Origin of the sequence: Streptomyces sp. NPDC050564 (assembly GCF_044457265.1) — a bacterium.
GTDB lineage: Bacteria > Actinomycetota > Actinomycetes > Streptomycetales > Streptomycetaceae > Streptomyces.
In genome coordinates this window covers 50,348-73,556 of the sequence record NZ_JBITGS010000034.1, presented here as the reverse complement: position 1 = coordinate 73,556, position 23,209 = coordinate 50,348, and the positions used below count along the sequence as shown (strand labels likewise).

Here is a 23,209-nt window from a genome sequence, read left to right as displayed (position 1 = left end):
TCTCCGGGAAGCTCACCGCGGGGTTCACCTTGGGGCCGGGGGCCATCTGGAGGGCCCGGGTGAGCGGGCGGGCGACGAGTGTGCGGTAGAGGGACATGGCTGCGTCTCCTATGGGGCGGGATGGCCTTCGAGCGGGCCTGGAAGGTGGTCGCGAGGACGCCCGGTTGGTCGGGCCGTGTCGGCCTGGCCAGGCGTCAGCAGGAAACGGATGCGGACATGTGGCGCCACTCCTCGTCGGACTCGGCGAGGGCCTGGGCGGCGGCCTGGGCGTACTGCACGGCGTCGGCCCCAAGGAGAATGCGGACCGGGGCGTCGTCGCGGCCGGCAAGGTCGCGTACGACGTGGGCGACCTTGGCGGGGTCGGAGGCTTCACCGCCGGAGGCGGTCCGCAGCAGTTCGGCGAAGGCGCCGACCGTGGGCTGGTAGGGCTCGCTGATGGGCGTGATGGTCATGGACGAGCCGGCCCAGTCGGTGCGCATACCGCCCGGCTCCAGCACGGTGACCTTGATGCCGAGGGGGGGCGACTTCCTGGGCGAGGACGGTGGAGAAGCCGCCGACCGCCCACTTTGCGCTCTGGTAGGCGGCCAGGCCCACCGAGCCGATCCGGCCGCCGAGCGAGGAGACCTGGAAGATGTGGCCGAAGCCCTGCTCACGCAGGATCGGCAGCGCGGCCTTGCTGACGTGGACCACGCCGTAGAAGTTGGTGTCGATCTGGGCGAAGAAGTCGGCCAGGGTGACGTCCTCCACGGCCGCGACGTCACCGTAGCCGGCGTTGTTGACCACCACGTCGTAGCGGCCGAAGGTTTCGAAGCCCTACCTGGTCGCCCACGACGGCGTCGACAAGATCGCTTTCACCGGGTCGACCGCGGCCGGGCGCCGGATCGCCTCGATCGCCGGCGAGCAGCTCAAGCGGGTCAGCCTGGAACTCGGCGGCAAGTCCGCCGCGATCATCCTGGAGGACGCCGACCTCGCCGCCGTCACGGAGGGCCTGAGGTTCCACTCACTCGCCAACAATGCCGAGAACTGCCAGGTCCACACCCGCATCCTCGCTCCGCGCAGCCGCTATGAAGAGGTCGTCCAGGCGATCAAGACCATGATGGAATCGTTGACCGTCGGCGACCCGTCCGACCCGGCCACCTTCATCGGCCCCATGGTCCGCGCCGACCAGCAGCAGCGCGTGCGCTCCTACATCGAACTGGGCATCGAGGAAGGCGCCCGCCTGGTCACCGGCGGCACGGAGGTGCCCGAAGGCCTGGAGGACGGCTTCTACGTCACCCCCACCCTGTTCGCTGACGTCGACAACTCCATGCGCATCGCCCGTGAGGAGATATTCGGCCCCGTCCTGGTGGTCATCCCCTTCGACGACGAGGACGACGCCGTCCGCATCGCCAACGACTCCGACTACGGTCTCGGCGGCGGCGTCTGGTCCGCCGACACCGAGCGCGCCATAGGCGTCGCCCGCCGTGTACGTACCGGGCTGATGCTCGTCAACGGCGCCATGCCCGCCTGGGACGGGGCCTTCGGCGGCTTCAAGGCCAGCGGCATCGGACGCGAGTTCGGCGCGGTGGGCCTCAATCAGTACATCGAGTACAAGACCATCAGCATCTGACCGCCGACGGGTGCCCCGGTGACGCGGTGAGGCCCCTCCGGTCGTGGAGGGCCTCACCGCATGGCAGGCCCGGTTGGAGCCTGTTCCCGCGGTTCAGACCGCGTCCTCTGCGCGAGCCCGTTGGACTACGTGGTCTTCACGTGGCGCCGAGCCGGTTGACGTCCGGGGTGCGGAGGATGGAGGGGCCGTTGCCATCGAGTTGGACGGCGGCGATCATCGCGCGGCCCAGCGTGTCGGTCGTGGTGACGTGGTGGGGCGCGATGCGGCGCAAGGCCGGATACAGCCATGCCGTGACCCAGTAGAGCACGCGATACAGCGGTGTCCTGGAGACGGCGCCGCCCACGGGCTGGATGTAGCCGGGGCGGAACATGTACGCGCGAAACGGCATGGCCAGCAGTTCGTTCTCGGTACGGCCCTTGACCCGCGCCCACATGGACCGGCCCTGCTCGGTGCTGTCGGTGCCCTCCCCGGACACGTAGGTGAAGGTCAGCGAAGGGCTGGCGGCGTTCACGGCCCGGGCGGCGGCAAGCGTGTAGTCGTGGGTGATCCGGGAGTACTCCTCCTCGCCCCGCCCGGCGGCGGAGACGCCCAGGCAGAAGAAGCAGGCATCCAGGCCCTTCAACTCGTCCAGGATCGCCGTGTAGTCGGTGAAGTCCGCGTGGACGATCTCCCGCACCTTCGGGTGACGTATGTTCAGGGGCCGCCGGACGACGACCAGTACCTCCTCGACCCGCTCATCGAGGAGGCAGGCGCGCAGTGCGCCGTGCCCCACCATGCCGGAAGCACCGAAGATGACCACGCGCATGACCGCTCCAGTCGGAGAAGTAGAGGGACAGAGTGAGAGGGGAGAGGGAAACCGTGGTCAGGGCGCGGTGCGGGTGAGGGTGCCGACGATGAGGGTCGCCAGTGTCTCCCGCAGTGCGAAGACGAAGTCCATCCGCAGCGCAGCGAGTGACGGGTCGGCCTCATAGGCGGCGAGCATGGCCGCGGACGGTCGCGCATGGGTCCACACCGCACCCACCAACATGATCACCTGCGAGCACAACTGCTCCGCCCGCTGGCCGAGTTCCGGAAGATGTACGCGTGCCAGCGCGGCCAGGTCGGTGACGTTGCCGACCGCCGCCCTCTTGTAGCGGGCGGCGACCTCAGCGGAGACGTTGTGCTCCAGAACCCCCGCCTGCGCACTGAACAGGTCGCACAGCACCCGGCGCTTCACCAGAGACTGCGTCAGGACCTCGGCGAATGCCTCACGCCGCTGCGCAACAGACGACCCCGAGTCGATCCCAGCGGCCAGCTCCTCGGGCAGGTCTGCCATCCACTGCTTCCACGCACGGTCCAGCAGCTCCAGCAGGACCGCCTCGCGGGACTCGAAGTAGCGCAGCACGTTGGACTTGGCCAGTCCCACGCGCCGGCTCAGCTCATTGAGGCTGACCTCGCTGACCGGCATCTCGTCGAGCATTGCGGCCGTGGTGTCGAGGATCGCCCGCCGCCGGATCGCCCGCTGCTCCTCACTGCGTGCACGCTGGAAAGTCGTCATGCCCACATATTACAGACTCCCGGTCTGTTGTTATCGACCTGGCGGTTCCTTACTGTCGAGCGGTGGCGAGGACCGGCTACCGCGGCTGGGCCTGTCCGGCGGATCCTGTGACCCGTCCTCGCGGGGGCAATGTTCTGGCTCGGGGTGATCGCCGACAACATCGACGGCGATCCTGGCGCCGCCGGACCGACCTACCGGCAGGCACTGGGGCAGGCCCCGGAGCAGGGTGACGCACTGCTGGAGTCGTACGCCGCACGCCACACCGGCGCCCACTTCCTGGAGCAGGACCGCGAACAGGGCCTCGCCCAGCTGCGCCGGCCCTACCACCTGCGGGCATCCCTTGGCGCCCGTCCGCTGACGGCAGCGGCGGCCCTCACTCTCGCGGCGAAGTGTCCCCGGAGCCGAAGCCGACCAGCTCCGCGAGGTAGCCGCTCCGACCGCCCGTGAGCTGGAACTGACTTGGCTGCTACGCGCCCTCTGACGCTCGTTCCCCGGCGGGCCTGGGCGGCGTTCGCGCTTGGACACCCGGCCTCGTGGCAGCGCGCCCTACCCGGAGCCGCTGGGCCTCTGGCATGCCCAGCCGGGCGACCGGGCCTTGCAACCTGTCGACTGCTCGAGCGGGCCTCATCCTGCGCTGATGGTGAGGCCCGACTCGTGCGGAGAGCGGTGAGCTGAAGCAGGTTCTCGCCGACCGTTGCCGACGCAGGGGCTAGGCGTTTCGGACGGGTTGATAGGTGAGGAGGGTGAGGCTGTCGCCGACCGTACGGGTGTTGATGAGGCGCATGGGTTTCTTGTCGGTGATCTCGCCGAAGAGGCGCTCGCCGGCCCCGAGGACGACCCGGAACATGGTGAGCCGCAGCTCGTCGGCCAGGTCGTGCTCCATCAGCGTGTGGACGAGCTGGATGCCGGCGTAGACGACGATGTCGCCGTCCAGCTCGCGCTTCAGCTTCGAGACCTCGTCCACCACGTCGCCGTTGAGCACCCTGCCCTTGAATGCCGTCGAGTTGCTCCACTTGGGCTCTTGGAGGGTGGCCGACACGACGTACTTTGGCAGGCTGTTCAACCTCTCCGCCACTCGCCACTGCGCGACAGCCACCGAGCCGCGAACCACTCGTCGCCCGCCGGCCAAGCAGCAAAGCCTCTGCACGCAGGGCCTCGTCGAGCTGCAGTTCGGCCCACGCCTTGCGCGCTGACCTGAGCAGGCAGCGGGCCGGCTGGTCGACCTCAACGGCGATGTCATCGTTCTGCCGCCACTCGAAGGACAAAGCGGCTGTGACAGCACGCGGCCCGCTCACCGTCCCGCTGCTGATCATCTACCGCAGGTGGTCCCCCAGAGCGGGCACGTCGCGATCCCGGGAGATACCGGACTGTTCGACTTCTGCCTGGACCGCGTCGCGTTCGGTGAGCCGGCGTTGGTGAGGGAACGGTCGACATGCTGCGTGAGGCCGCGCCGGAGATCACCGCCTGCCAGGAGGTGGCTTCCTGCCCACTCTCCGCCCGCGGCTGGGCAGGCAAGAACCTCGGTCACTTGAGAACTAGTTGGGACGGGACACTGGTGGGTCGGGTCGACGACCTCGATGGCCTTTAGGCCGGATGCCCTGCCCGGATGCGCCCCCTGCCCACACCGCCACAAAATCCTGATCATGTGGAGATTCTCTGGAACTAGGTACGCTCACCGAGCAATACAGCGTGGCGGTGCACGCCATGCGATAGCCACGACCGTTGCCTGCGGCTTTCTCCTGACAGCCGCTACGTCATGCGGTGACACGAACGCACGGACGAGCCCCGGTGGTGCACCGGGGACCAACGGACCGGCGTCAGCCCTGCCCCGTCCGGCACCGGCCTCCGGCGTTCCAGGCATCGGAGATCGGATGTGGAAGCAGGTACCGGCCAACACCCGTCAGGTGGTGGCTGTCTACGGCGACCAAAAGGACTCGCCGGACAGCCTCGTCGTCCTCTACGAGAAGCGGGGTACGACCTGGGAACGGACGGGCAGCTGGCCCGCGCACAACGCCAAGAGGGGCTGGACGACCGACCATCACATGGACGACGAGCGGAGTCCCGTCGGCGTGTTCACTCTCTCGGACGCGGGCGGAGTGCTCGCCGACCCGGGAAGCCGGCTGCGGTACCGGCAGGACGACAACGCTTTCGCGTCCACGATGTACTGGGACGAAGCCCACCAGCACGATTTCGACTACGTCATAGCCATCGACTACAACCGGCTCAAGGGCACCCCACCGTATGACTGGACCCGACCGGAAGGCGTGGAAAAGGGCGGTGGCATCTGGCTGCATCTGGACCACGGCGACGGCACGTCGGGCTGCGTCACCATCCCTGAGGCCGGCATGAAGTCCCTGCTCCGCACTCTCGATCCGGCACGCCACCCCGTCGTGGTGATGGGAGACCGAGAGCACCTGAAGACCTGAGGGGGCATCGCGTGTGAGGAGCCTTCCCGGCTCGGCCACCGATTGATGCCGACGTACGGAAGTTCGCCAAGAACCCTCGCACCTCAGTACGGGAGATCCACGCAAGGCGAGCCACGTGTCCGCAGGTCATCGGATTTCGACGGTTCCGAACGGCGGCCCCTGGAACGGACAGTCGCCGCGGAAACCGGCCTGCTCACCGAGAAGATTCGCTGTCGCACGCTGGATCCCACCGCGATCGACCGCCACCTCCATGCGTCGGCTGCGGATGCCTGCAGCAAGGCTCTGTTGAGTCTCGGCGGCGACGGTACGACCTCTGCCGTCGTCGGCATCGACCGGGAGTGCGCCACCGTGCAGCGGCACGGACATCTGGACCTGCTGGTGGTCCTTGACGTTGGCGTAGAGGGTGACGGTGCCCGACGGCACGGTGGCGGTGGCGCCGTTCCCGCCCGCGCCGCCGCCGAGCCCGTTTGACCTGCGGCGTCGGCGTCGGCGACGGTGGTCGGCCGCCGGACGCCTCGCCCCGCGGTCACCCCTGGCCTGCCCCCTCACCTGGCTGACGTCTCACTGTTGAGTTCACGCAACCGCGGACAGAGCTGTGGCTCTGTCCGCGGTTGACTGTCGATGCGGTCTCGCAGCGCCACCAGCGGTCGCCGCGAGCCCAACGGCCGTCCAGAAGCGGGACTTCACGGTCCAGGAGGCCGTCACCGGAGCCGGACTTGTCAGAAGTGATAACCCCACCAGACGAACCGGGTGGAGTTGATGCCGTACTTGTCCACCACGCTGTACGGGCTGGTGAAGACGCCGTCACCGCTGTCGGAGGTGCGGAGGTAATTCCCGTTCTGGTTCTGGATGTGGTCGTTGTCGGCGGTCCAGAACTGTCCGGAGCGGCCACCTCCGCAGGGGGCCGCGTAGACGTCGTTTGTTTCAGCCCCGACATCCGTCGTGAGGCAGTCGCCGTTGGCGTTGCTCACCAGTCGGCGCATCGTGTGTCCCTGCCACTGGTTCGACTCCGAGCCCCAGTGCCAGAGTGTACCGCCGTTTCCCGAACAGCTGTATTGCACCCAGATGTTGCTGCTTGCGGTCGACGAGGTGAGACAGGGCTGCCCGAAGTCGTTCGTGTACATCCAGTCGGTCGTCGCCGCAGAGGCGGGTGACAGAGTGCCGGCGATGGTCAGCATGAAGGCGGCAAGTCCCATGGACAGGGCCAGCCTCAGCGAGGCCTTTCGAGATGTCATGATCGGGAGAATCGAGGGAGCCGGCAAACCCCCGATGAATCAATCGTGAACTGGCCATGCCAATCTCCGCCATCCGGAGAGTTGCTGCCTCCTGGTACTCCCGCGAAGCCGAAACCGCTTGGTGCCTCGTCACCATCGACAAGGCCGGTGACGGGACGACCCCGATCGATGGCTTCGTCGCCCCAGGGCGTGGACGACCTGACCAAGCTCCTTGCGGAGACTCGGCCGGCGGCAAGCCTCGAACTCTGACGAGAAAGACAACGTCGTCGGAGAGCGACATCACTGACCGACAGGATCTCGAAACTGCGGACAGAGCCTTGAAAACGACCGGAGGTGCTCTTCGCCGCGGTTCGCTGGCCTCTGAAGCGTCTGGGGCAAGTGGGGGGCGAGGAGCGGAGTGGGCTCGTCGACCCTCAGGTCGGCGCCCCCTCGCCCAGCACACGCCAGTCCTCCGAGCCGACGGTCTCAACGTGAAACGGCCGCCGGACCGGCGGTGACAGCCTGTGGAGCGCAGGTAGAACAGACCAGAACCCGTCCTGGCGTCGCGCGTAGAAGCAGGAAGCCACGGAAGCTCGCTCGATGCGTGTGCCGCTACGCGGCACACGCATCGAGCGAGCAGCCAGAATCTGCGTCCTTCAGGCGGAGAGCAAGTCAAGCCACCAACTGGCGCTCAGCGAAGCCGACCACCAGCCAGCTCCTACCAGGTAACGGGCAGCTCGATGGGGAAGCGTCGGATCGTCTCCGTGTCCCAGCGCACTTCCTCCGGCGGTACCGCCAACTGCAGGTCCGGAAAGCGATCCAGCAGCCGCCCGATGGCCACTTCCAGTTCCGCCATGGCCAGTGGCACGGCGATGCAACGGTGTCCGCCCCAGCCGAAGGTCATGTGCGGCGCAGGGAGCCGGTCCGGGTCGATGACGTTCGGGTCCGCATAGCGCTCCGGGTCGCGGTTCGCCGTCAGGTACGACACATGGACGAAGTCACCCTCCCGGATCCGTACCCCCTCCATTTCCACGTCCTCCAGTGCCACTCGGGGGATACCGACCCCCTTGCGGAAGGGGATGACGCGGAGCAGCTCATTGAGGACGTCCGTCAGGGACTCCGGCCGGCTGTCGATGTGCTTCATCAGCTCGGGACGGGTCAGGAGGAGGTAGGAGATGTTGCTGATCTGGCAGGTGGCCGTGTCCTGCCCGCTGAGCGTCAGCGTCAGGGCCATGACCGCCAGTTCCTGGTCGTCGAGCACGTCTTCGCCGTCCCTGGCGGCGGCCAATGCGCTGATCAGGTCCTTCCCGGGGGAGCTCCGCCGCTGTTCGACCAGTTCGCCGAAGTACTCCCGTAGCTCGGCCTTGGCGTTTGCGGCGGTCTTGCGGTTGTCCGGGCCGGTGGCGAGCAGTTGTTGCAACTTCTGCTGCGTCGGGGCCCAGTCGTCCCGGGGGAGCCCGAGAAGGTCGAAGATGGTGTGCTGGGCGAGGGGGTTCGACAGGTGGCGTACGAGATCCACCGGCGGCCCCTGCGCGGCCATTTCGGCGAGCAGGTTGTCTGCGAGCCGGGTGATCCGCCCCCGCATGCCGTCAACCTGCCGCTGGGTGAAGGCCTGCGAGGCCAGGTGTCGCAGGCGGCTGCTGTGCGGCGGGTCGATCACATTGATCGACTCGGGGGAGACGATGGGCTCCGGTGTCAGCCGCGGGTAGTCGGACCCCACGATCCCCGCCCGGCTGAAGCGCTGATCAGTGGTCACCCGCTGCACCGCCTCGAACCCGGTGACCAGCCAGGCATCGGCGTCGCCGTACGGCAGCCGGATGCGGGTGATGGAACCGCGGTCCATGAGCGCCGTTAGGGACGGATCGAAATCCAGGCCCTCGCTGAAGTCGAACGGACACATGAGCGCTTCGCCGCCTGAGGTCATCGCGCAGTTCTCCTTCTCTCGCCTATTTCGCCTTATTCCATGCATATGCCCTTCCGTGGTGCGCGGCCGTCGGAATACCTCCAGTTGCGCTACACCGGCCGCTTCCCGTGTGGCGCGTCAGCCCGAGCCGGCCGCACCGGCCACCGGCACCACATTGGTGGCGTCCAGCGCGGCACGCAGGCCCCGGGCGAGTTTCACGCCGTCACCGACCGCCCAGTAGTGGGTGAAGAACAGGCGGGGTTCGTCCGTCAAACCGTGGTTGTGCAGCTCGACGAGCTCCACCCCGGCACGCCGCAGGGCCACGAGGACGTCCTGGACCTCTCCGGCGATCATGGCGCAGTCGCCATTGACCGCGGCCCGGCCGCCCCCCAGCGGCTGGAAGTTGATCGCGCTCGTCGATCCCAGGCCCGGAGGCAGTACCAGGCCGCCGTCGGCGATGGTCTCACGGCGCACGAAGGTGCTCCGGTAGATCCCGTCGTCGGTGGTGCCCTTGACCCCCAGCGCGGCATCGATCCCGGCGGTGTCCAGGTCGACGGGCCGCGGCGGAACGGGCGAGGGCGGGGGCGGGGGAGGGGTGCCGGTACGGTCGAACGCCGCGCGCAGGCCGCGGGCGAGGGCTACCGGATCGTGGCCGTGCGCGTGGATGTGGACCCACCAGACGTCGGGGGACTGGGAAAGCAGGTGCTTGTGGATCGCGGTCTGCGCGATCCCCTGCTCGTGCAGGACATCGGTGAACGGCTGGAGTTCGCACTCAGTGACGACCACATCGCCCATCACCAGAGTGCCGCCGTCGGCGTAACGGACGAACGAGACGTGCGACCCCAGGGCGAGCGCCGGCTTGACGACGATGCCACGGGAGACCACCACAAGGTCCCGGCGCGGCAGGCCTGTGTGGTACATCAGCCCGCGCTTCATGTCGCCTGTTCGCCCCAGCACGTCGGCCACACCCGTCCAGTCCGACAGGACGGTGGGTACCGGCTTGACCAGTGCGCCGCTTCTCCCCCTCGTCTCCCCAGCGGACAGGGCACGAGCGGGGTTCGGCGCCCCGGCCAGCACCGGCGCCAGGGCGGCGGCGGCCAGAACCCGCCGCCGCGTCGCACCCGCTCGCGGGTGGTCGTTCTGCTGTCGATCGTCAGCCATCATGAGTGCCTCCTGGCGGGAGGCAAGCACACCGGGCCACAGGCACGCGCCATCGCCGCCACGGCTTGGGCCAGGTGGGCCAAGAACTCCTAACGGGATGAGTGATGGGTTTGCGTCCACGGACGTGGTGTACGGGTGGGCGTCCAGGACGACGCCACATGCACCTGCCCCACCAAGTGCGGACGTACGTCATATCGGCCGCCCACAGGTGGTCCGGACGGCCGGCGGTGAAGTCGCGGCCGACCAGCTCCGGCGGGCTGGGCCCGGCGGCCTCTGGCACGGCCGTCCGTCGACGCTGACCGCGGATGACGCCCTCCGGGCCCCGTTGGGCGTGTCCGCGGCTTTTGACGCTGTGCCGGCAGCGGCCGTGGAGGAACGTGTCGGTGCAGGCAGTCAGGTTGGCAGCTTCTCCAAGCGCGCGCTTAGGTCAGGGGTTGCCCTGCCGGGCCGGGCTCGCCGTGTTCCAGCCACCGGAATGGATCGTCTTGGGACACGGCTTCGCCCAAGAGGCCGAGATGTTAGGGGTGGGGAAGCGGCGCACGTCCGTGCCGATCCCGGCGAAGATGATCCGGCCTGGAAGATCACCCGGCTGATCGCTGGGGGAGCGGGTGGAGCAGGAGGCGCCCCGGCGGCCGCGGGCGTCTGTGCGCGGGCGGTCTTGAGGTAATGCGTGCGCTGCGGCAGCGCCGGCGTCGCCCGGGCTCCTAGAGTGTGGTGCCTTGAAGTGCTCTCCCGATTGAAGAAGCTGGAGTTCTGAGATGCGCTTCACCTCCCGTGAACGGGGGAGTGCAGTGCAAGATCAAAGATAGAACTCGGCTGCGGTGACGGTGGCGGGGACTCCGAGCTCGGCGGCGACCGCGGTGATCGCGGCATCGCCGACGGCGAGATCGGCTTGGCCGTCGGTGGTGAAGTACGGCGCGATGAACGCCTCGTAATGGGCTCGGGCCTCGTCTGCGGTCTGTCCGCCGAGGAACGTCTGCATATGCCGCACCGTGGTGTCGGGTTCGTTGCGGATCACCTGCAGGGCGCGTCGGTGGGCGCGTACGACGGCCTGGACCGCGGGGTCGTCGGGGTGGATGTAGGTGGGGTCCACGGCCACGCCTACGGTGGGGATCTGGAAGTGGTCGCCGACCCAGGCCAGCACATGCCAGCCGTGCTCGGCGGCCAGCGCCTCCGGTGCCATGGTGCTGCCGACCAGGGCGGCGTCGATGCTGCCGTCGTGCAGCCGGCGCAGGTCCATGCCGTAGTCGCCGGGCGGGCGGACGATGGTGTGGACGTCGCGGTCCGGGTCGAGGCCGGCCTTGCGCAGCACGATCCGGGTGAAGCATCCAGGTGCGGTGTGGGGGGCGTGTACCGCCAGCCGTCGGCCGGCCAGGTCGGCCAGGGAGGTCAGGCCGGGGCGGGCGAGAAACCAGAACAGCGGGCGGTGGGTGTTGACATTGAGTGCGACCCAGGGAGTGCCATCGACCAGTCGGGACAGCAATGCCCGGCCGAGCCCGATGGTGGCGCAGCGGCGCAGTCGTTCCTCGTCCCAGGTACAGCCGTCGCGCAGCGCGACGTGGACGCCCTCGTCGGCGTAGTAGTCCTGCTGGTCGGCGATGTAGGCGGCCAGTTCCTCGTGCAGGCCCCGCCCGACGTAGGCGAGATCGATCGTGTGCATGAACGTCTTCCTTGATCGTGTCACCGCCATGCGCCCGCGCGTGCCGCAGGGCGCCTGGCCCATCGTGGTGATGTGAAGGGGTGTCGGATGCGGTGCGGCCGTCGGCCGGACCGGGACGGTATGGCCCCATGTGTGGAGGACAGAGGGGCGTCAGTACATGGACATCCCGCCGTTGACCGCGGCCGTGGTGCCGGTCATGAAGGCGTTGTCCTCGCCGGCGTAGATGGCGACTGCTTGGGCGACGTCGGCGGGGTGTGCCAGGCGGCCCAGGGGGGTAGCGGCCGTCTGCCGCTGCTTGACCGCATGGTCGAGCACATTCGCCATGCGGGTGTCTTCGACCGGGCCGGGCGCGACGATGTTGACCGTGATGCCTTGCGGGCCAAGTTCCTGGGCGAGGTACCGGGCGAACTGCTCGAGTGCGGCCTTGGACGTGCCGAGTGCAATCATGCCCTCCCGGGGCCGGCGGCTGAGGCCGGTACTGAGATAGATGATGCGTCCCCAGCCCTGTTCGGTCATGGCGGGCAGGACGGCTTTGGTGACGGCGTACGCCGCATGCATCTCGGCGTCGAGCTTGCCGCCCAGTTCTTCCCACGTCATGTCCTGGAACGACTTGATCACAAACGGGACGAGCGCGTTGTGCACTAGCACGTCGATGCCGCCCCATGCCGCTTGGACCTGCTCGATCATGCTCTCGATCGCCGCTACCTCGCGCACGTCGGCCTGCACGGCCATGGCCTGGCCGCCTGCGGCCTCGATGTCGGCCACGACCTCCTCGGCCGCCTTGCTGCTGCGGAGGTAGTTGACCACCACGCGCATCCCCTGCGCTGCGAGAAGGCGTGCGGTGGCCGCGCCGATTCCGCTGCTGGCCCCTGTCACCAATGCCACCCTGCTGGTTGTTGTCCCAGTCATGGGCCCACCTCCTGTTCATCGTCGCGGGCCGTCGGCACGGCCGCCCGGAGTTGTTCTTCGTCGACGTCGGGTTGTGCTGAGCGGATCGCCCCGTAGAGCACGATGTCGACGGTCGCCCGCAGCAGATCGGCCGCGGTCCAGTCGAGTTCGCGCGGCAACTGCGAGGTGAACAGCCGCTCCAACGCGCCACGGGTGATCTCGCTCAGCAGTTCAGGGGGAGCCGCCAGCAGTCCCCGCCGGTGCCCGTCCTGGAGCAGCTCGTCGAAACGCCGGTAGATCACCGTGTCCACACGCTGCTCCACGTACTGGCGAAGCATCGCGTCGCCGCGACCCGTCGCGAGCTGAGCCGCTCCGAACCGCTCGAGTTCACTTCCTGCCGCTATCAGGAACCGCTGTACCTGCACACCGAACGGCTGGCCTTCTGTGTCGTGGGCCGCCGCCTCCAGCGTGCGCTCCACCGCCGCGAACTGCCGATCCAGCACCGCAGCCAGCAGGCTGCGCTTGTCCGGGAAATGGCGGTAGATCGTCTTCTTGCTCATCCCGAGCTCACGAGCGAGATCGTCCATGCTCACCCGCGCGAAACCCGGCGCGAAGAACAGCCGGCCGGCCGCCTCCACGATCAAGTCGGCACGATGCCCGCCACTCTCGGAAACTGGAGAAACTGTGGTGACCTCCGCCCCCTCCGCTGTCAAGGCACACCTTCCGGGTCTGTGGGGCTACGTGACCAAATGCCGTGATCTTGGCCGGCGCGGAGGAAGAGAATGTGCGCGGCGTGGGTGCGTGGTTTCTCCACGCGCGAATCGGCGCAGATCACGCGGGTGTGCCGACGATGCTGATCGCCGCCATCCATCGTGTCCTCCGGCTACCGGCCGAGTCCGGTCGCAGGACGGCGCACATCTCAACGACGACTCATTCCGGTGCCAGGCTGCCGCCTTGCCCCTGGCGGCACCGCTGCCGCGAGACGCCGCCAGTCCGGTACAGCCGCACGCGCCGACCGGAGGTGTGTGTAGAGCACAGATCATGGCTTCGTGGGTGGCTGGGAGGGTGTCGCAGTCGCGTACGAGGCGGCGGAACTTGGTCAGCCGGGCGAAGGGGCGTTCCACTACCCAGCGACGGTGGAGCAGGTCCCCTTTGCCGGGTCGGGGCGTTTGACGATTGCCACGGCCAGGTCCCAGATCCTGCGCGCGTCACGGACGAACCGGCCTGCGTACCCGGCGTCGGCCCACACCAGGGTGCTCGTGGAGAACGCTCGGGCCTGCCCCCGCGCCCGCCGCTGCTGCCCGCCGCCGGGAGCAGCGGCGCCGGCAGCGCCCACCGCCCGTCCCTCATCGTCGGACCGGGGTAGAAGTGCCGCCGGGAGGGGCGATCACCACCCCGGCCATGAGCAGGCCATGACGACTGGCATTTGGACGATACGTGCACCCGGGCCCCTGGTAGGACTGGCGCGCCTGGACAGCCCCTCTCCTACCAGGTCCTACCAGGAGTCCTTCACCTTCCGGGCGAACCGCCCACCGACCAAGTACGCGGGCGGACCCTCGCATCGTCCGAGGTTCCGCCCGGCACCTCACACCTTTGCCGACGCCGTCGACGCCGGCGCGTCAGTGGTGGTGGCCGTGCCGGCCGAGGGTCTCCACGGGGGTCGCGCCGGGGCGGGTCCACTGCGGCACGGGGCGGCTGGTCGGGCCCCAGGTAGCGTTCCCGTCCGCGTCCGAGCGCCAGGACCAGCACGGGCTGCGCCCCTCGGGCCAGCCCTCGGGGTCGTCCTCCCACGCCTCGCCGCGGCCGTAGGGCGTCATGTCGAGCAGGCCGAGGGACCCGTTGACCCGCTCGTTGCCACGGCCCGTCGTGGAGTAGGTGAGAAACACGCGGTCGCCGTCGCGCAGGAAGCAGGTGAGGTAACCCATGCTGCCGCCGACCGGCGCGTCCACTTCGCGCACCGAGTACCAGGGCTGGGTGTAGCCCATGAACTCGACGTAGGAAGCCACCTCCTCCCAACGGCCCGTGGTCAGGATGGCGAACGAGACGCCGCGGGCGTTGAGGTAGACGGCGTCCTTCAGGTGCCAGGCCGTGGTGGTGCAGCCCTCGCACTGCCCCTGGTGCGGCGCGCCGTCGTACCACATGTGCTTGTAGACGACGAGCTCGTCGTGCCCCTGGAACAGGTCCAGGAACGGGACCGGGCCGTCGGGTCCGACCACCTCGACCGTCCCGTCGAGCTCCACCATCGGCAGCCGGCGGCGGGCCGCGGCGAGGGCGTCGCCCTCGCGGGTATAGGCCTTCTCGCGGACCAGCAGCTCGTCACGGGCGGTCTGCCAGGTGGCCAGGTCGACCACGGGCGGGCGGCCGGGCAGCGGGGTGGTCGGGTCGTCCGGCGTGGTCGTCATGGTGTCCTCCGTGGTGTCTCGTGCCGGGCAGTGTCGTTCGACGACGGTCACCAGAACAGACTCGCGACCTCGCCGGAACTCATCGCAGCGGGGCGCCCTCGGCCGAGCCTGTACGGACCACGTCGGGCTGACAAATTCACAGACGCGCGCTTACTGGCAGCAGCGGACCCGCGTCTGGCGCGGCCGACCGTGGCCCAGGTCAGGCCTGCCCCTTGAGGAACCTATAGGTCTCGGAGACCTTCGTGGGGTTGCCGCAACCGGGATCGACGGCGATGCGGGTGAATCCGCTTCAGCGTTCGAGGACGAGAGCGAGGCCCTGGCCCACACCGATGCAGAGGGTTGCGATACCGGTGCCGGAGCCGCGGCGGGCGAGTTGGTGGGCGACGGTGCCGACGAGGCGGGCGCCGGACGCGCCGAGGGGGTGCCCGAGGGCGATGGCGCCGCCCTGCGGGTTGAGGATCTGCGGGTCGAACTCGGGCCATTCGGCCACACATCCGAGGACCTGCGCGGCGAAAGCCTCGTTGAGCTCGAGCACGTGGAGATCGGCGAAGGTCCGGCCGGCCTTGGCAAGGGCCCGGTTGACGGCTTCGACGGGGGCGAGACCGAAGTAGTCCGGGTCGATTGCGGACACTCCGGTGGCGGAGACGCGGGCCAGCGGCTCGCGGCCGGTGGCCTTCAGGCCCTCCTCGTCGGCCAGGAGCAGAGCGGCGGCGCCGTCGTTGAGCGGGGAGGCGTTGCCCGCGGTCACGGTGCCTCCCCCAGCCTCCGGCCGGGGGGAACCCCCTCTCGCTTCGCTCGCGGTGCGGAAGGACGGCTTGAGTCTGGCCATCGCGGCCAGGGAGGCGTCCGGGCGGATGCACTCGTCGGCCGCGAACAGGTGCGGGTCGCCCGTGCGCTGCCAGACCGGCACGGGCGCGACTTCGGCGTCGAACAGGCCCTGGGCTTGGGCGCGGGCGGCCTTGCAGTGGCTGTGCAGGGCGAACTCGTCCTGCTGTGCACGGCTGATCTTGTGCTTGTCGGCGATGAGTTCGGCCGACTCCCCGAGAGGGATGGTCCATTGCGGGTCCATCTTCGGGTTGACCATGCGCCAGCCCAAGGTGGTCGAGTGCAGCTCGGCGTGGGCGGCCGGGAACGGCTTGTCGCTCTTGGGCAGCACGTACGGAGCCCGGGTCATCGACTCCACGCCACCGGCGACGGCGATGGAGGCGTCGCCGACGGCGATGGCGCGGGCGGCCTGAATAACGGCCTCCAGACCGGAGGCGCACAGCCGGTTGACCGTCACGCCCGGTACGCAGGTGGGCAGACCGGCCAGCAGCGCCGCCATGCGGCCGACGTTGCGGTTCTCCTCGCCGGCGCCGTTGGCGTTGCCGAAGTACACGTCCGCGATGTGGGCGGGGTCCAACTGGGGGGTGCGGGTGAGGAGTTCGCGGATGGTGTGTGCGGCCAGGTCGTCAGGGCGTACCGAGGCCAGGCCGCCGTTGTAACGCCCGATCGGTGTGCGCACGGCGTCGACGATGTAGACGTTCTTCACTTGAGGCCCTCCGTGACGGTCAGCTTGGCGTCGGTCTTGGTGATGATCTCCTCGACGTCGACGCCCGGTGCGCACTCGACCAGCACCAGGCCCTCGTCGGTGATGTCGAGGACGCCGAGGTCGGTGATGATCCTGTTCACGCAACGCTTCCCGGTCAGCGGCAGCACGCACTCGGTGAGGATCTTCGGCGAGCCGTCCTTGGCGGTGTGTGTCATGACGACGATGACCGTGCGGGCGCCGTGCACCAGGTCCATCGCCCCGCCGATCCCCGTGATCATCTTCCCGGGGATCGCCCAGTTCGCCAGGTCCCCCTCCTCGGAGACCTGCATCGCACCGAGCACCGCCACGTCGATGTGGCCGCCGCGGATCATCGAGAACGACAGTGCCGAGTCGAAGAAGGAGGCGCCGGGCAGCACCGTGACGGTCTCCTTGCCCGCGTTGATCAGGTCGGGGTCGACCTGCTCCTCGGTGGGGTAGGGGCCGGTGCCCAGGATTCCGTTCTCCGACTCCAGGAGCACTTCCACGCCCTGGGGCAGGTAGTTGGCGATCAGCGTCGGCAGCCCTATGCCGAGATTGACGTACTGGCCGTCCTCCAGCTCATGGGAGGCCCGGGCGGCCATCTCCTCACGACTCCAGGCCATCAGCCGCTCACCGGCCCTCGTGCCGCAGGCACGGACACCGTGCGCTGCTCGATCTTCTTGTCCGCCGCCTGCTCCGCCGTGAGGGCCACCACCCGCTGTACGAAGATCCCCGGCAGATGCACCGCATCCGGATCGATCGCGCCCGGCTCCACCAGCTCCTCCACCTCCGCGACCGTCACCCTTCCGGCCATCGCGGCCAGCGGGTTGAAGTTGCGGGCCGACTTGCTGAAGACCAGGTTGCCGTGCCGGTCGCCCTTCGCCGCCCGTACCAGCGCGAAGTCGGTACGGATCCCGCGCTCCAGCACATACGCGACCTCGTCGAAGAGCCGCACCTCCTTGGCCGGCGAGGCCAGCGCCACCCCGCCCGAGCCGTCATACCGCCAGGGCAGCCCGCCCTCCGCGACCTGAGTGCCCACCCCGGCCGGGGTGTAGAAAGCGGGGATCCCCGCCCCGCCGGCCCGCAGCCGCTCGGCCAGCGTGCCCTGCGGGATCATCTCCACCTCCAGCTCCCCGGCCAGATACTGCCGCGCGAACTCCTTGTTCGCCCCGATATATGAGCCCGTCACCCGCCCGATCCGGCGCGCCGCCAGCAGCACCGCCAGGCCCGACTCCATCGCCCCGCAGTTGTTCGAGACTACCGACAGCCTGGACACCCCTCGCTCGAACAGCGCCTGGATCAACACGTTCGGCACACCACTCAACCCGAACCCGCCCACCGCCAACGATGCGCCCTCCGGCACATCCGCCACCGCCTCCAGGGCCGTGGCGACCACTTTGTCCATCTGCTCCGCCTCTCGCCCATGCGGACCCATCGGATGCTGTTTCCGTAAGGCAAGGTCAAGTATTCGGTCGGGTCTGTAGGTATTTGTGCAGGGTCTGTAGGTATTGCAGGGGCGGTTCCGCGCCGCCGCAGGCACGTCCCTTTAATTCGCATCTCGCCTGACTGAGACCTGCTTCCACGGTCCAGCGCCTTGGCATCCCTCGGTATCCCGCAGATGAGTGATATCGGTCGCGATCCCGAGGTCACGGTGTCGGTGCCTGTCGCGCGAACAAGGTATTTCCACACCGGTTCTCGTTATCACTCGCGGATTCCGTTGACGCATATCATCCGAGTGTCGACGCTTTATTTCATAAATAGAGGATCGGCGAGACCGAGGAAATTCTCATGAAGACATTTGTGCATCGGGGACAGATCACCAAGGTGGTCTTCGGCAGCGGTACGCGCAGCCGTATCCCCGAAGAGGCTGATGCTCTCGGACGCCGTCGGGTGCTCATCCTGTGCACACCTGGTCAAGTGGACCAGGCAGCGGAGACGCGCGACCTGCTGGGTGCGGCAGCCGTGGGAACTTTCACCGAAGCGGCCCCGCATACCCCTGTCGAGGTCACGGAGAAGGCGGTCGCGTACGCCAGAACCGTGGGAGCGGACTCGGTGCTCGCCATCGGCGGTGGATCGACCATCGGCCTCGGCAAGGCGATCGCCGTGCGGACCGGTTTTCCGCAGCTGGCGCTGCCCACCACTTATGCCGGCTCGGAGATGACGCCGATCCTCGGAGAGACCGAGGGCCGCAGGAAGACGACCCGGCGCCTGCCGGAGGTGCTGCTCAACACGGTGGTGTACGACGTCGACCTGACGCTCACGTTTCCCGCGGCGACATCGGTGGTCAGCGGCATCAACGCGATGGCGCACGCCGTGGAGGCCCTCTACGCACAGGACCAGGACCCGGTCGCCTTCCTGATGGCCGGTGAAGCGCTCGATTCCCTCACCCGATCCCTTCCCGTCATCGCGCGGCGCCCGGACGACGGCGAGGCGCGGGCGGATGCGTTGTACGGGGCGTGGCTGGCGGGCACCTGCCTCGGCACAGTGGGCATGGCACTGCATCACAAGGTGTGTCACGTGCTGGGCGGCACCTTCGGGCTTCCGCACGCCGAAACCCACGCGGTCGTCCTGCCGCACGTCGTCGCCTACAACGGGCCGTCGGCCCCCGAGGCCATGGCGCGCATCACGCAGGCGCTGCCGGGGGACGACGCCGCGGGCGGTCTCTTCGACTTCGCCGGCCGGCTCGGCGCCCCCAGGGCGCTGCGGGACCTCGGCATGCCGGAATCGGGGATCGAGCAGGCGGCCGAACTCATCGTGCGGGACGGCTACTGGAATCCACGACCAGTGGATCGGACCGCTGCCCGCGCCCTGCTGACCCGCGCCTGGGCCGGGGAGACGCCGCGGACGTCACCCGGCAGCGAACACCCCCAGTCCGACTCCGTCATCGAACACTCGACCACCACGGGAGTACGCCATGCGTGATCTGACCAGCGACACCATCACCGAGGCGGTGATCTCGACCATGCGGGACACCAAGGACTCCCGCCTCGCGGAGATCCTGGAATCTCTGGTGCGGCACCTCCACTCCTTCGTCAGCGATGTCGCACTGACGGAGGAGGAGTGGGCCCAGGGAGTGGACTTCCTGACTCGCACCGGGCAGCTGTGCACGCCGACGCGCCAGGAGTTCATCCTGCTGTCCGACGTGCTGGGCGTCACCATGCTGGTCGACGCCCTGAGCAATCGACGCCCCGCCGAAACCACGCAGAACAGTGTCCTGGGCCCCTACTTCAGGGAGGACAGGCCGCAGCACGACGACGCCGCCGACATCTCCGGAGGTCTGCCCGGCACTCCGCTGTTCTTCGAGGGACGGGTCGTGAACCGTGCGGGAGCGCCGGTGGCCGACGCGGCGGTGGACGTCTGGCACAGCGACGCGGATGGCCATTACGACATGGAGGTGCCCGGCCAGGTCGACCCAGCCATGCGCGCGCTGTTCCGCACCGACGAGACGGGACACTTCAGTTTCCGTTCCATTCGCCCGTCCAGCTACCCGATACCCGGCGACGGCCCGGTCGGCGAATTCATGAGCGCGACCGGCAGGTCGCTCATGCGTCCCGCCCATGTGCACCTGCTGATCGAGGCTCCGGGATTCCAGCGCGTGACCACCATGCTGTTCCCCTCGGACGACCAGTACTTGGACACTGATCCGGTGTTCGGGGTCAAGGAGTCGCTGGTCGAGTCCTATGACACGTACGCGGCCGACGCCGGGCCCTGCCGCGGGCTGACCGACGTGCCGTACACCCTGCTGCGCCACACCTTCATCCTCGAACCCCGCCCCGCGGACTGATCTCCACGGCCGGCGCACACACCGTCGAGAGGCGGTCATCCATGAGGAGCAGCGATCCCGGTGACACGGGTGGTGTCCTGCCCCGGTTGCCCAGCCATGTCATACCCCGACCGAGACTGGTCCGCAGAATCCATCAGTTGCTGGACCAATACCCGGTACTCGTCATGGCGGCTTCGGCGGGGTCGGGCAAGACGACCGCCGCGGTCCAGGCCGCTCACGCGCTGTCCAGCCCTGTCGCCTGGGTAGCGCTCGCCGGGATACCCGGCAACGTCGATCCCGGTGCCGGTGATCCCGGTACCGACGGGGCGGCGCTGACGCGCCTTCTCAAGGCGTCCGTCGAGCCCCATGTGCCCGCCGCGGCGACCGCACTGACCGGCGCGATGGCGCGAGGGCTTTCACCGTCGGAGACCGGCATCCTGTTCGCCAGGAAGCTCGCCGGCACGGAACTGGTGCTGGTGCTCGACCGCGTAGAGACGATCGGTGGGTGCGCTGGTGCGGAGGAGTTGCTCGACGCACTGGTCGGGAGTCTGCCGGACGGGCCGCGGCTGGTACTGATCTCCCGAGTGGATCTGCCCCAAGGCCTCGGAGGTCTCGGCGATATCCATCGCGTCGCCTTCCTCGAGGACGGGGACCTGGCCTTCGATGTGGCGGAAGCCGCCGAGGCCCTGCGGGGCATCGACCGAGGCGACGATCCGTCCCAACTGGTAGATGCGACGGGCGGTTGGGTCACCGGAGTCCTGTACGACTGGTGGGGAGCCGACCCCTCCGCCTCCGCCGCACAGCACGAGTGCCTCGCGGCCGAACTGCTGGCCCAGCTGACGCCCGCGGAGGTGTCACTGCTCGTCCGCGCGAGCCTGCTCGACGACGGCGTGACGGCTGAACAGGCGAATGCCCTAGGACTGGCATCACCGGACCGCACGATGGCCGCCCTCCGCGGCCGACGGCTGCCGCTCATCTGGTCCCCCGACGGCAGCCGGATGACCGCCCTGCCGCGGTTCCGCCACCATCTCCAACGTGAGATCGAATGCCTGGACGAGAACACTCTGCGTGTGTTGCGTCGGGGGTACGCCACGTTGCTCCAGGGCCGCGGGCGCCATGAGGATGCCGTGGCCGAGCTGCTCATGAGCGGCGACACCGACGCCGCCCGACACGCCGCGGAACGTGCCCTGCCCGACGTACTGGGCCGACTCGACCTGGCGACGGCCGAGAGCTGGCTCGACCGCATGCGGCCGGCGCCCACACCCAGCTTGGCCTCAGCGGCGCTCCGCGTCGCCTTCGGGCTCGAACAGTGCTGGCGGGGCGTGCAGTTGGCCGACCACCACGGTCGCGCGTGGTGGAGCGGTCTCGCCGAACAACCGGGCGGCGAGGAGGACTTGGCCCTGCTGGTGTGGTGCTTCTGGCACGTGGGGAGGATCGACGGGGCGCGCGAGATCCTGGCCGTCATGCCTCCCGGGCACCCTCGCGACATCGCGGCGTCTGTGCTGGCTCTGGCGGACAACAGCACACCCCAGCTTGCCCCGGACGTTCTCGACCGAGTCGCGGGACCCCTCGAGGCCGTGGTGATGCGCGTCGCCTACAGGTCTGGGCAACTGCGCGAAGTGCAGGACAGCCTGTCCGGCGCTTGGCGCAGAGTGGCGGGGACGCCATGGAGGGTCGCCGCACTGCGCGCCGAGGGACGTATCTCCCAGGCGGAGGAGGCGTACGCGGCGGTCGGAAACGGACCGGGGCCCGTCTGGCTGGCGGCGTTCGAGGCCGCGGAGCTGATGGCGGACGTCGGACGCCGTGACGAGGCGTGGGGCGCACTGCTCGCCGGGCGAAAGCGGATCGCATCGACCGGTTCCCGCGTGTACGAGATCCTCAGCCTGCTCCTTGAGGCAAAACTGGCCCTGCGCCTGGATCGTGACCTGCCGCGAGCGGCTCGGGCGCTCGCCGAGGCGGAACGCAGAGGGTGCGCGCGCTATGCGCTCACCGCGGAACTGGCGGGCATTTGGCGAGGTCTGGAGCTGCTGCTGGCCGGCCGGGACCACGACGCCGTGCCTCACCTCACCGCCGCGGTCTCCGCAATGCGGCAGGGCAATAGACGACTGGAACTTCCCACGGCGGCTGTCTACTTGAGCGAGGCGCTGTGGCGCACCGGTGATGAGGACGGTGCGGATGCCGTTGCCGACCTGGCTCTGGAGGTCGCAACGGACCAGGGCCCCCGCAATCTGCTGTTGCAGGCTCTGGAGGACGTGCCTTCGGTCGCCGTGCGCCGAGCCGACGCGGAACCCACGCACTCCTCACGCTGGCACGAGCTCGTGTCCGCTCTCTCGACCGCGAGACCGATGACCGGGTGCGCCGTACCCCGACTGACGCTGGAGGATTTCGGCCCGGTGCGGCTGGTCGTCGACGGGCGGGAGGTCCACCCGCGTCTGGCCAAGAGCGTCGAGTTGCTCGCCTACCTGCTGTCCCGGCCCGCCGCGAGCGCCAGGCGGCAGACCCTTTTGGAGGAGCTGTTCCCTGGGCGGAGCGACGCGACCGGGCGCAGCTACCTTCGGCAGGCCCTCTACCGGCTGCGCGAGGTGCTGCCCGACGGGCTGTCGCTCCTTCAGGACGGTGACGTGTACCGGCTGACCCCGGCATCTGCGGTCGTGAGCGCCTCAGGGACCCTCCGGCGACTGCTGGCGGAAGCCGCACGGCAGGACGGCGAACACCGGTGGGACACGCTCCAGCGCGCCCTGGCCATCGCCGAACGAGGCTCCTACTTCGACTCGCTCTCGACACAATGGCTCGACACCAGGCGCGCCGAACTCGACGCCGCGCTCATGCAGGCCCGTGTGGACGCGGCGACCGTCGCGCTGCACCTCGGCCGCGTCAGGGATGCCCGTCGGCTGGCGCGTGTCGTGCTGGACAGCGATCCGTACCGGGAACAGGCATGGCGGCTCGCCCTGTGCGCCGCGGAAGCGGTCGGCTCCGACGACGAACTGCTCGACTTGTACCGAGGCTACCTGCGCGCCATGAAGGACCTCGGAGTGCCGCCGTCCGCGGACCTGAGACGCCTGGTCGACCGACTGCGTCGATGAGCCGGCAGGCCGTG

At 68.9% G+C, this 23,209-nt stretch carries 22 protein-coding genes and 1 pseudogene; 6 read left to right on the top strand and 17 right to left on the bottom strand.

What is annotated here, in order from left to right; translation table 11 throughout:
• Positions 1–194 precede the first annotated feature (194 nt).
• The gene (locus ACIBK0_RS39525) at positions 195–452 is read right to left on the bottom strand and encodes a hypothetical protein (RefSeq protein WP_399091103.1); all 258 of its coding nucleotides are present in this window, start codon (positions 450–452) and stop codon (positions 195–197) included.
• Positions 370–786 (bottom strand): SDR family NAD(P)-dependent oxidoreductase, encoded by a 417-nt coding sequence (locus ACIBK0_RS39520; RefSeq protein ID WP_399091100.1) that lies wholly within the window; start codon positions 784–786, stop codon positions 370–372. Before ACIBK0_RS39520 ends, ACIBK0_RS39525 begins: the two co-directional genes overlap by 83 nt.
• Before the next feature lie 28 nt (positions 787–814).
• Between ACIBK0_RS39520 and ACIBK0_RS39515 the strand changes: the two are divergent.
• Positions 815–1,609, top strand: a pseudogene (locus ACIBK0_RS39515) (aldehyde dehydrogenase family protein); the annotation flags it as partial.
• 136 nt (positions 1,610–1,745) lie between these two features.
• Here the strand turns inward: ACIBK0_RS39515 and ACIBK0_RS39510 are convergent.
• Together ACIBK0_RS39510 and ACIBK0_RS39505 are read right to left on the bottom strand one after the other, a co-directional pair.
• Entirely contained in the window at positions 1,746–2,414 is a 669-nt protein-coding gene (locus ACIBK0_RS39510) for an NAD-dependent epimerase/dehydratase family protein (RefSeq protein WP_399091096.1), read from the bottom strand.
• A 57-nt stretch (positions 2,415–2,471) separates the two neighbouring features.
• A complete protein-coding gene (locus tag ACIBK0_RS39505) occupies positions 2,472–3,146 on the bottom strand; it encodes a TetR family transcriptional regulator (protein WP_399091093.1) in 675 nt (224 codons plus the stop codon).
• A 129-nt stretch (positions 3,147–3,275) separates the two neighbouring features.
• Here ACIBK0_RS39505 and ACIBK0_RS39500 point away from each other — a divergent pair, with 129 nt between their 5' ends.
• Positions 3,276–3,593, top strand: a complete 318-nt coding sequence (locus ACIBK0_RS39500; protein WP_399091090.1) for a hypothetical protein — start codon at positions 3,276–3,278, stop codon at positions 3,591–3,593.
• A 262-nt stretch (positions 3,594–3,855) separates the two neighbouring features.
• Here ACIBK0_RS39500 and ACIBK0_RS39495 read toward each other — a convergent pair whose 3' ends face one another.
• Entirely contained in the window at positions 3,856–4,209 is a 354-nt protein-coding gene (locus ACIBK0_RS39495; protein WP_399091087.1) for a dihydrofolate reductase family protein, read from the bottom strand.
• An 808-nt stretch (positions 4,210–5,017) separates the two neighbouring features.
• Here ACIBK0_RS39495 and ACIBK0_RS39490 point away from each other — a divergent pair.
• Positions 5,018–5,572 carry a L,D-transpeptidase family protein gene (locus ACIBK0_RS39490; RefSeq protein ID WP_399091084.1) on the top strand — a complete coding sequence of 185 codons (555 nt, stop codon included), beginning with the start codon at positions 5,018–5,020 and terminating at the stop codon, positions 5,570–5,572.
• A 126-nt stretch (positions 5,573–5,698) separates the two neighbouring features.
• Here the strand turns inward: ACIBK0_RS39490 and ACIBK0_RS39485 are convergent, their stop codons facing one another.
• The 12 genes from ACIBK0_RS39485 to ACIBK0_RS39430 form a co-directional block, all read right to left on the bottom strand.
• On the bottom strand, positions 5,699–5,995 hold the full coding sequence (locus tag ACIBK0_RS39485; RefSeq protein ID WP_399091081.1) for a hypothetical protein: 297 nt from the start codon (positions 5,993–5,995) through the stop codon (positions 5,699–5,701).
• A 296-nt stretch (positions 5,996–6,291) separates the two neighbouring features.
• Complete coding sequence (locus tag ACIBK0_RS39480) at positions 6,292–6,807, bottom strand: hypothetical protein (protein ID WP_399091078.1); 516 nt, start codon at positions 6,805–6,807, stop codon at positions 6,292–6,294.
• A 697-nt stretch (positions 6,808–7,504) separates the two neighbouring features.
• Entirely contained in the window at positions 7,505–8,710 is a 1,206-nt protein-coding gene (locus ACIBK0_RS39475; protein WP_399091075.1) for a cytochrome P450, read from the bottom strand.
• 117 nt (positions 8,711–8,827) lie between these two features.
• Complete coding sequence (locus ACIBK0_RS39470; RefSeq protein WP_399091072.1) at positions 8,828–9,853, bottom strand: DUF1259 domain-containing protein; 1,026 nt, start codon at positions 9,851–9,853, stop codon at positions 8,828–8,830.
• A gap of 796 nt (positions 9,854–10,649) precedes the next feature.
• Entirely contained in the window at positions 10,650–11,510 is an 861-nt protein-coding gene (locus tag ACIBK0_RS39465) for an ABC transporter substrate-binding protein (protein ID WP_399091069.1), read from the bottom strand.
• Between the two features lie 150 nt (positions 11,511–11,660).
• The gene (locus tag ACIBK0_RS39460) at positions 11,661–12,395 is read right to left on the bottom strand and encodes an SDR family NAD(P)-dependent oxidoreductase (RefSeq protein WP_399091066.1); all 735 of its coding nucleotides are present in this window, start codon (positions 12,393–12,395) and stop codon (positions 11,661–11,663) included.
• A 20-nt stretch (positions 12,396–12,415) separates the two neighbouring features.
• Positions 12,416–13,036: a TetR/AcrR family transcriptional regulator gene (locus ACIBK0_RS39455; protein ID WP_399091203.1), complete on the bottom strand. Its 621-nt coding sequence runs from the start codon at positions 13,034–13,036 to the stop codon at positions 12,416–12,418.
• Between the two features lie 485 nt (positions 13,037–13,521).
• Entirely contained in the window at positions 13,522–13,734 is a 213-nt protein-coding gene (locus ACIBK0_RS39450; protein ID WP_399091063.1) for a hypothetical protein, read from the bottom strand.
• A gap of 283 nt (positions 13,735–14,017) precedes the next feature.
• Positions 14,018–14,800, bottom strand: coding sequence for a DUF899 domain-containing protein (locus ACIBK0_RS39445; protein ID WP_399091060.1), 783 nt, complete (start codon positions 14,798–14,800; stop codon positions 14,018–14,020).
• Positions 14,801–15,089: 289 nt separating this feature from the next.
• Positions 15,090–16,331 (bottom strand): thiolase family protein, encoded by a 1,242-nt coding sequence (locus ACIBK0_RS39440; protein ID WP_399091057.1) that lies wholly within the window; start codon positions 16,329–16,331, stop codon positions 15,090–15,092.
• Complete coding sequence (locus ACIBK0_RS39435) at positions 16,328–16,972, bottom strand: CoA transferase subunit B (protein ID WP_399091054.1); 645 nt, start codon at positions 16,970–16,972, stop codon at positions 16,328–16,330. Before ACIBK0_RS39435 ends, ACIBK0_RS39440 begins: the two co-directional genes overlap by 4 nt.
• Positions 16,972–17,754, bottom strand: a complete 783-nt coding sequence (locus ACIBK0_RS39430; protein WP_399091051.1) for a CoA transferase subunit A — start codon at positions 17,752–17,754, stop codon at positions 16,972–16,974. The genes ACIBK0_RS39435 and ACIBK0_RS39430 overlap by 1 nt, the downstream gene beginning before the upstream one ends.
• Before the next feature lie 383 nt (positions 17,755–18,137).
• On the opposite strand from ACIBK0_RS39430, the gene ACIBK0_RS39425 reads away from it, so the two are divergent.
• From ACIBK0_RS39425 to ACIBK0_RS39415, 3 genes are all read left to right on the top strand, one after another.
• Complete coding sequence (locus tag ACIBK0_RS39425) at positions 18,138–19,271, top strand: maleylacetate reductase (protein ID WP_399091048.1); 1,134 nt, start codon at positions 18,138–18,140, stop codon at positions 19,269–19,271.
• Positions 19,264–20,133 carry a dioxygenase gene (locus ACIBK0_RS39420; protein ID WP_399091045.1) on the top strand — a complete coding sequence of 290 codons (870 nt, stop codon included), beginning with the start codon at positions 19,264–19,266 and terminating at the stop codon, positions 20,131–20,133. Before ACIBK0_RS39425 ends, ACIBK0_RS39420 begins: the two co-directional genes overlap by 8 nt.
• 137 nt (positions 20,134–20,270) lie before the next feature.
• Positions 20,271–23,195, top strand: a complete 2,925-nt coding sequence (locus ACIBK0_RS39415; RefSeq protein ID WP_399091042.1) for a BTAD domain-containing putative transcriptional regulator — start codon at positions 20,271–20,273, stop codon at positions 23,193–23,195.
• Positions 23,196–23,209 lie beyond the last annotated feature (14 nt).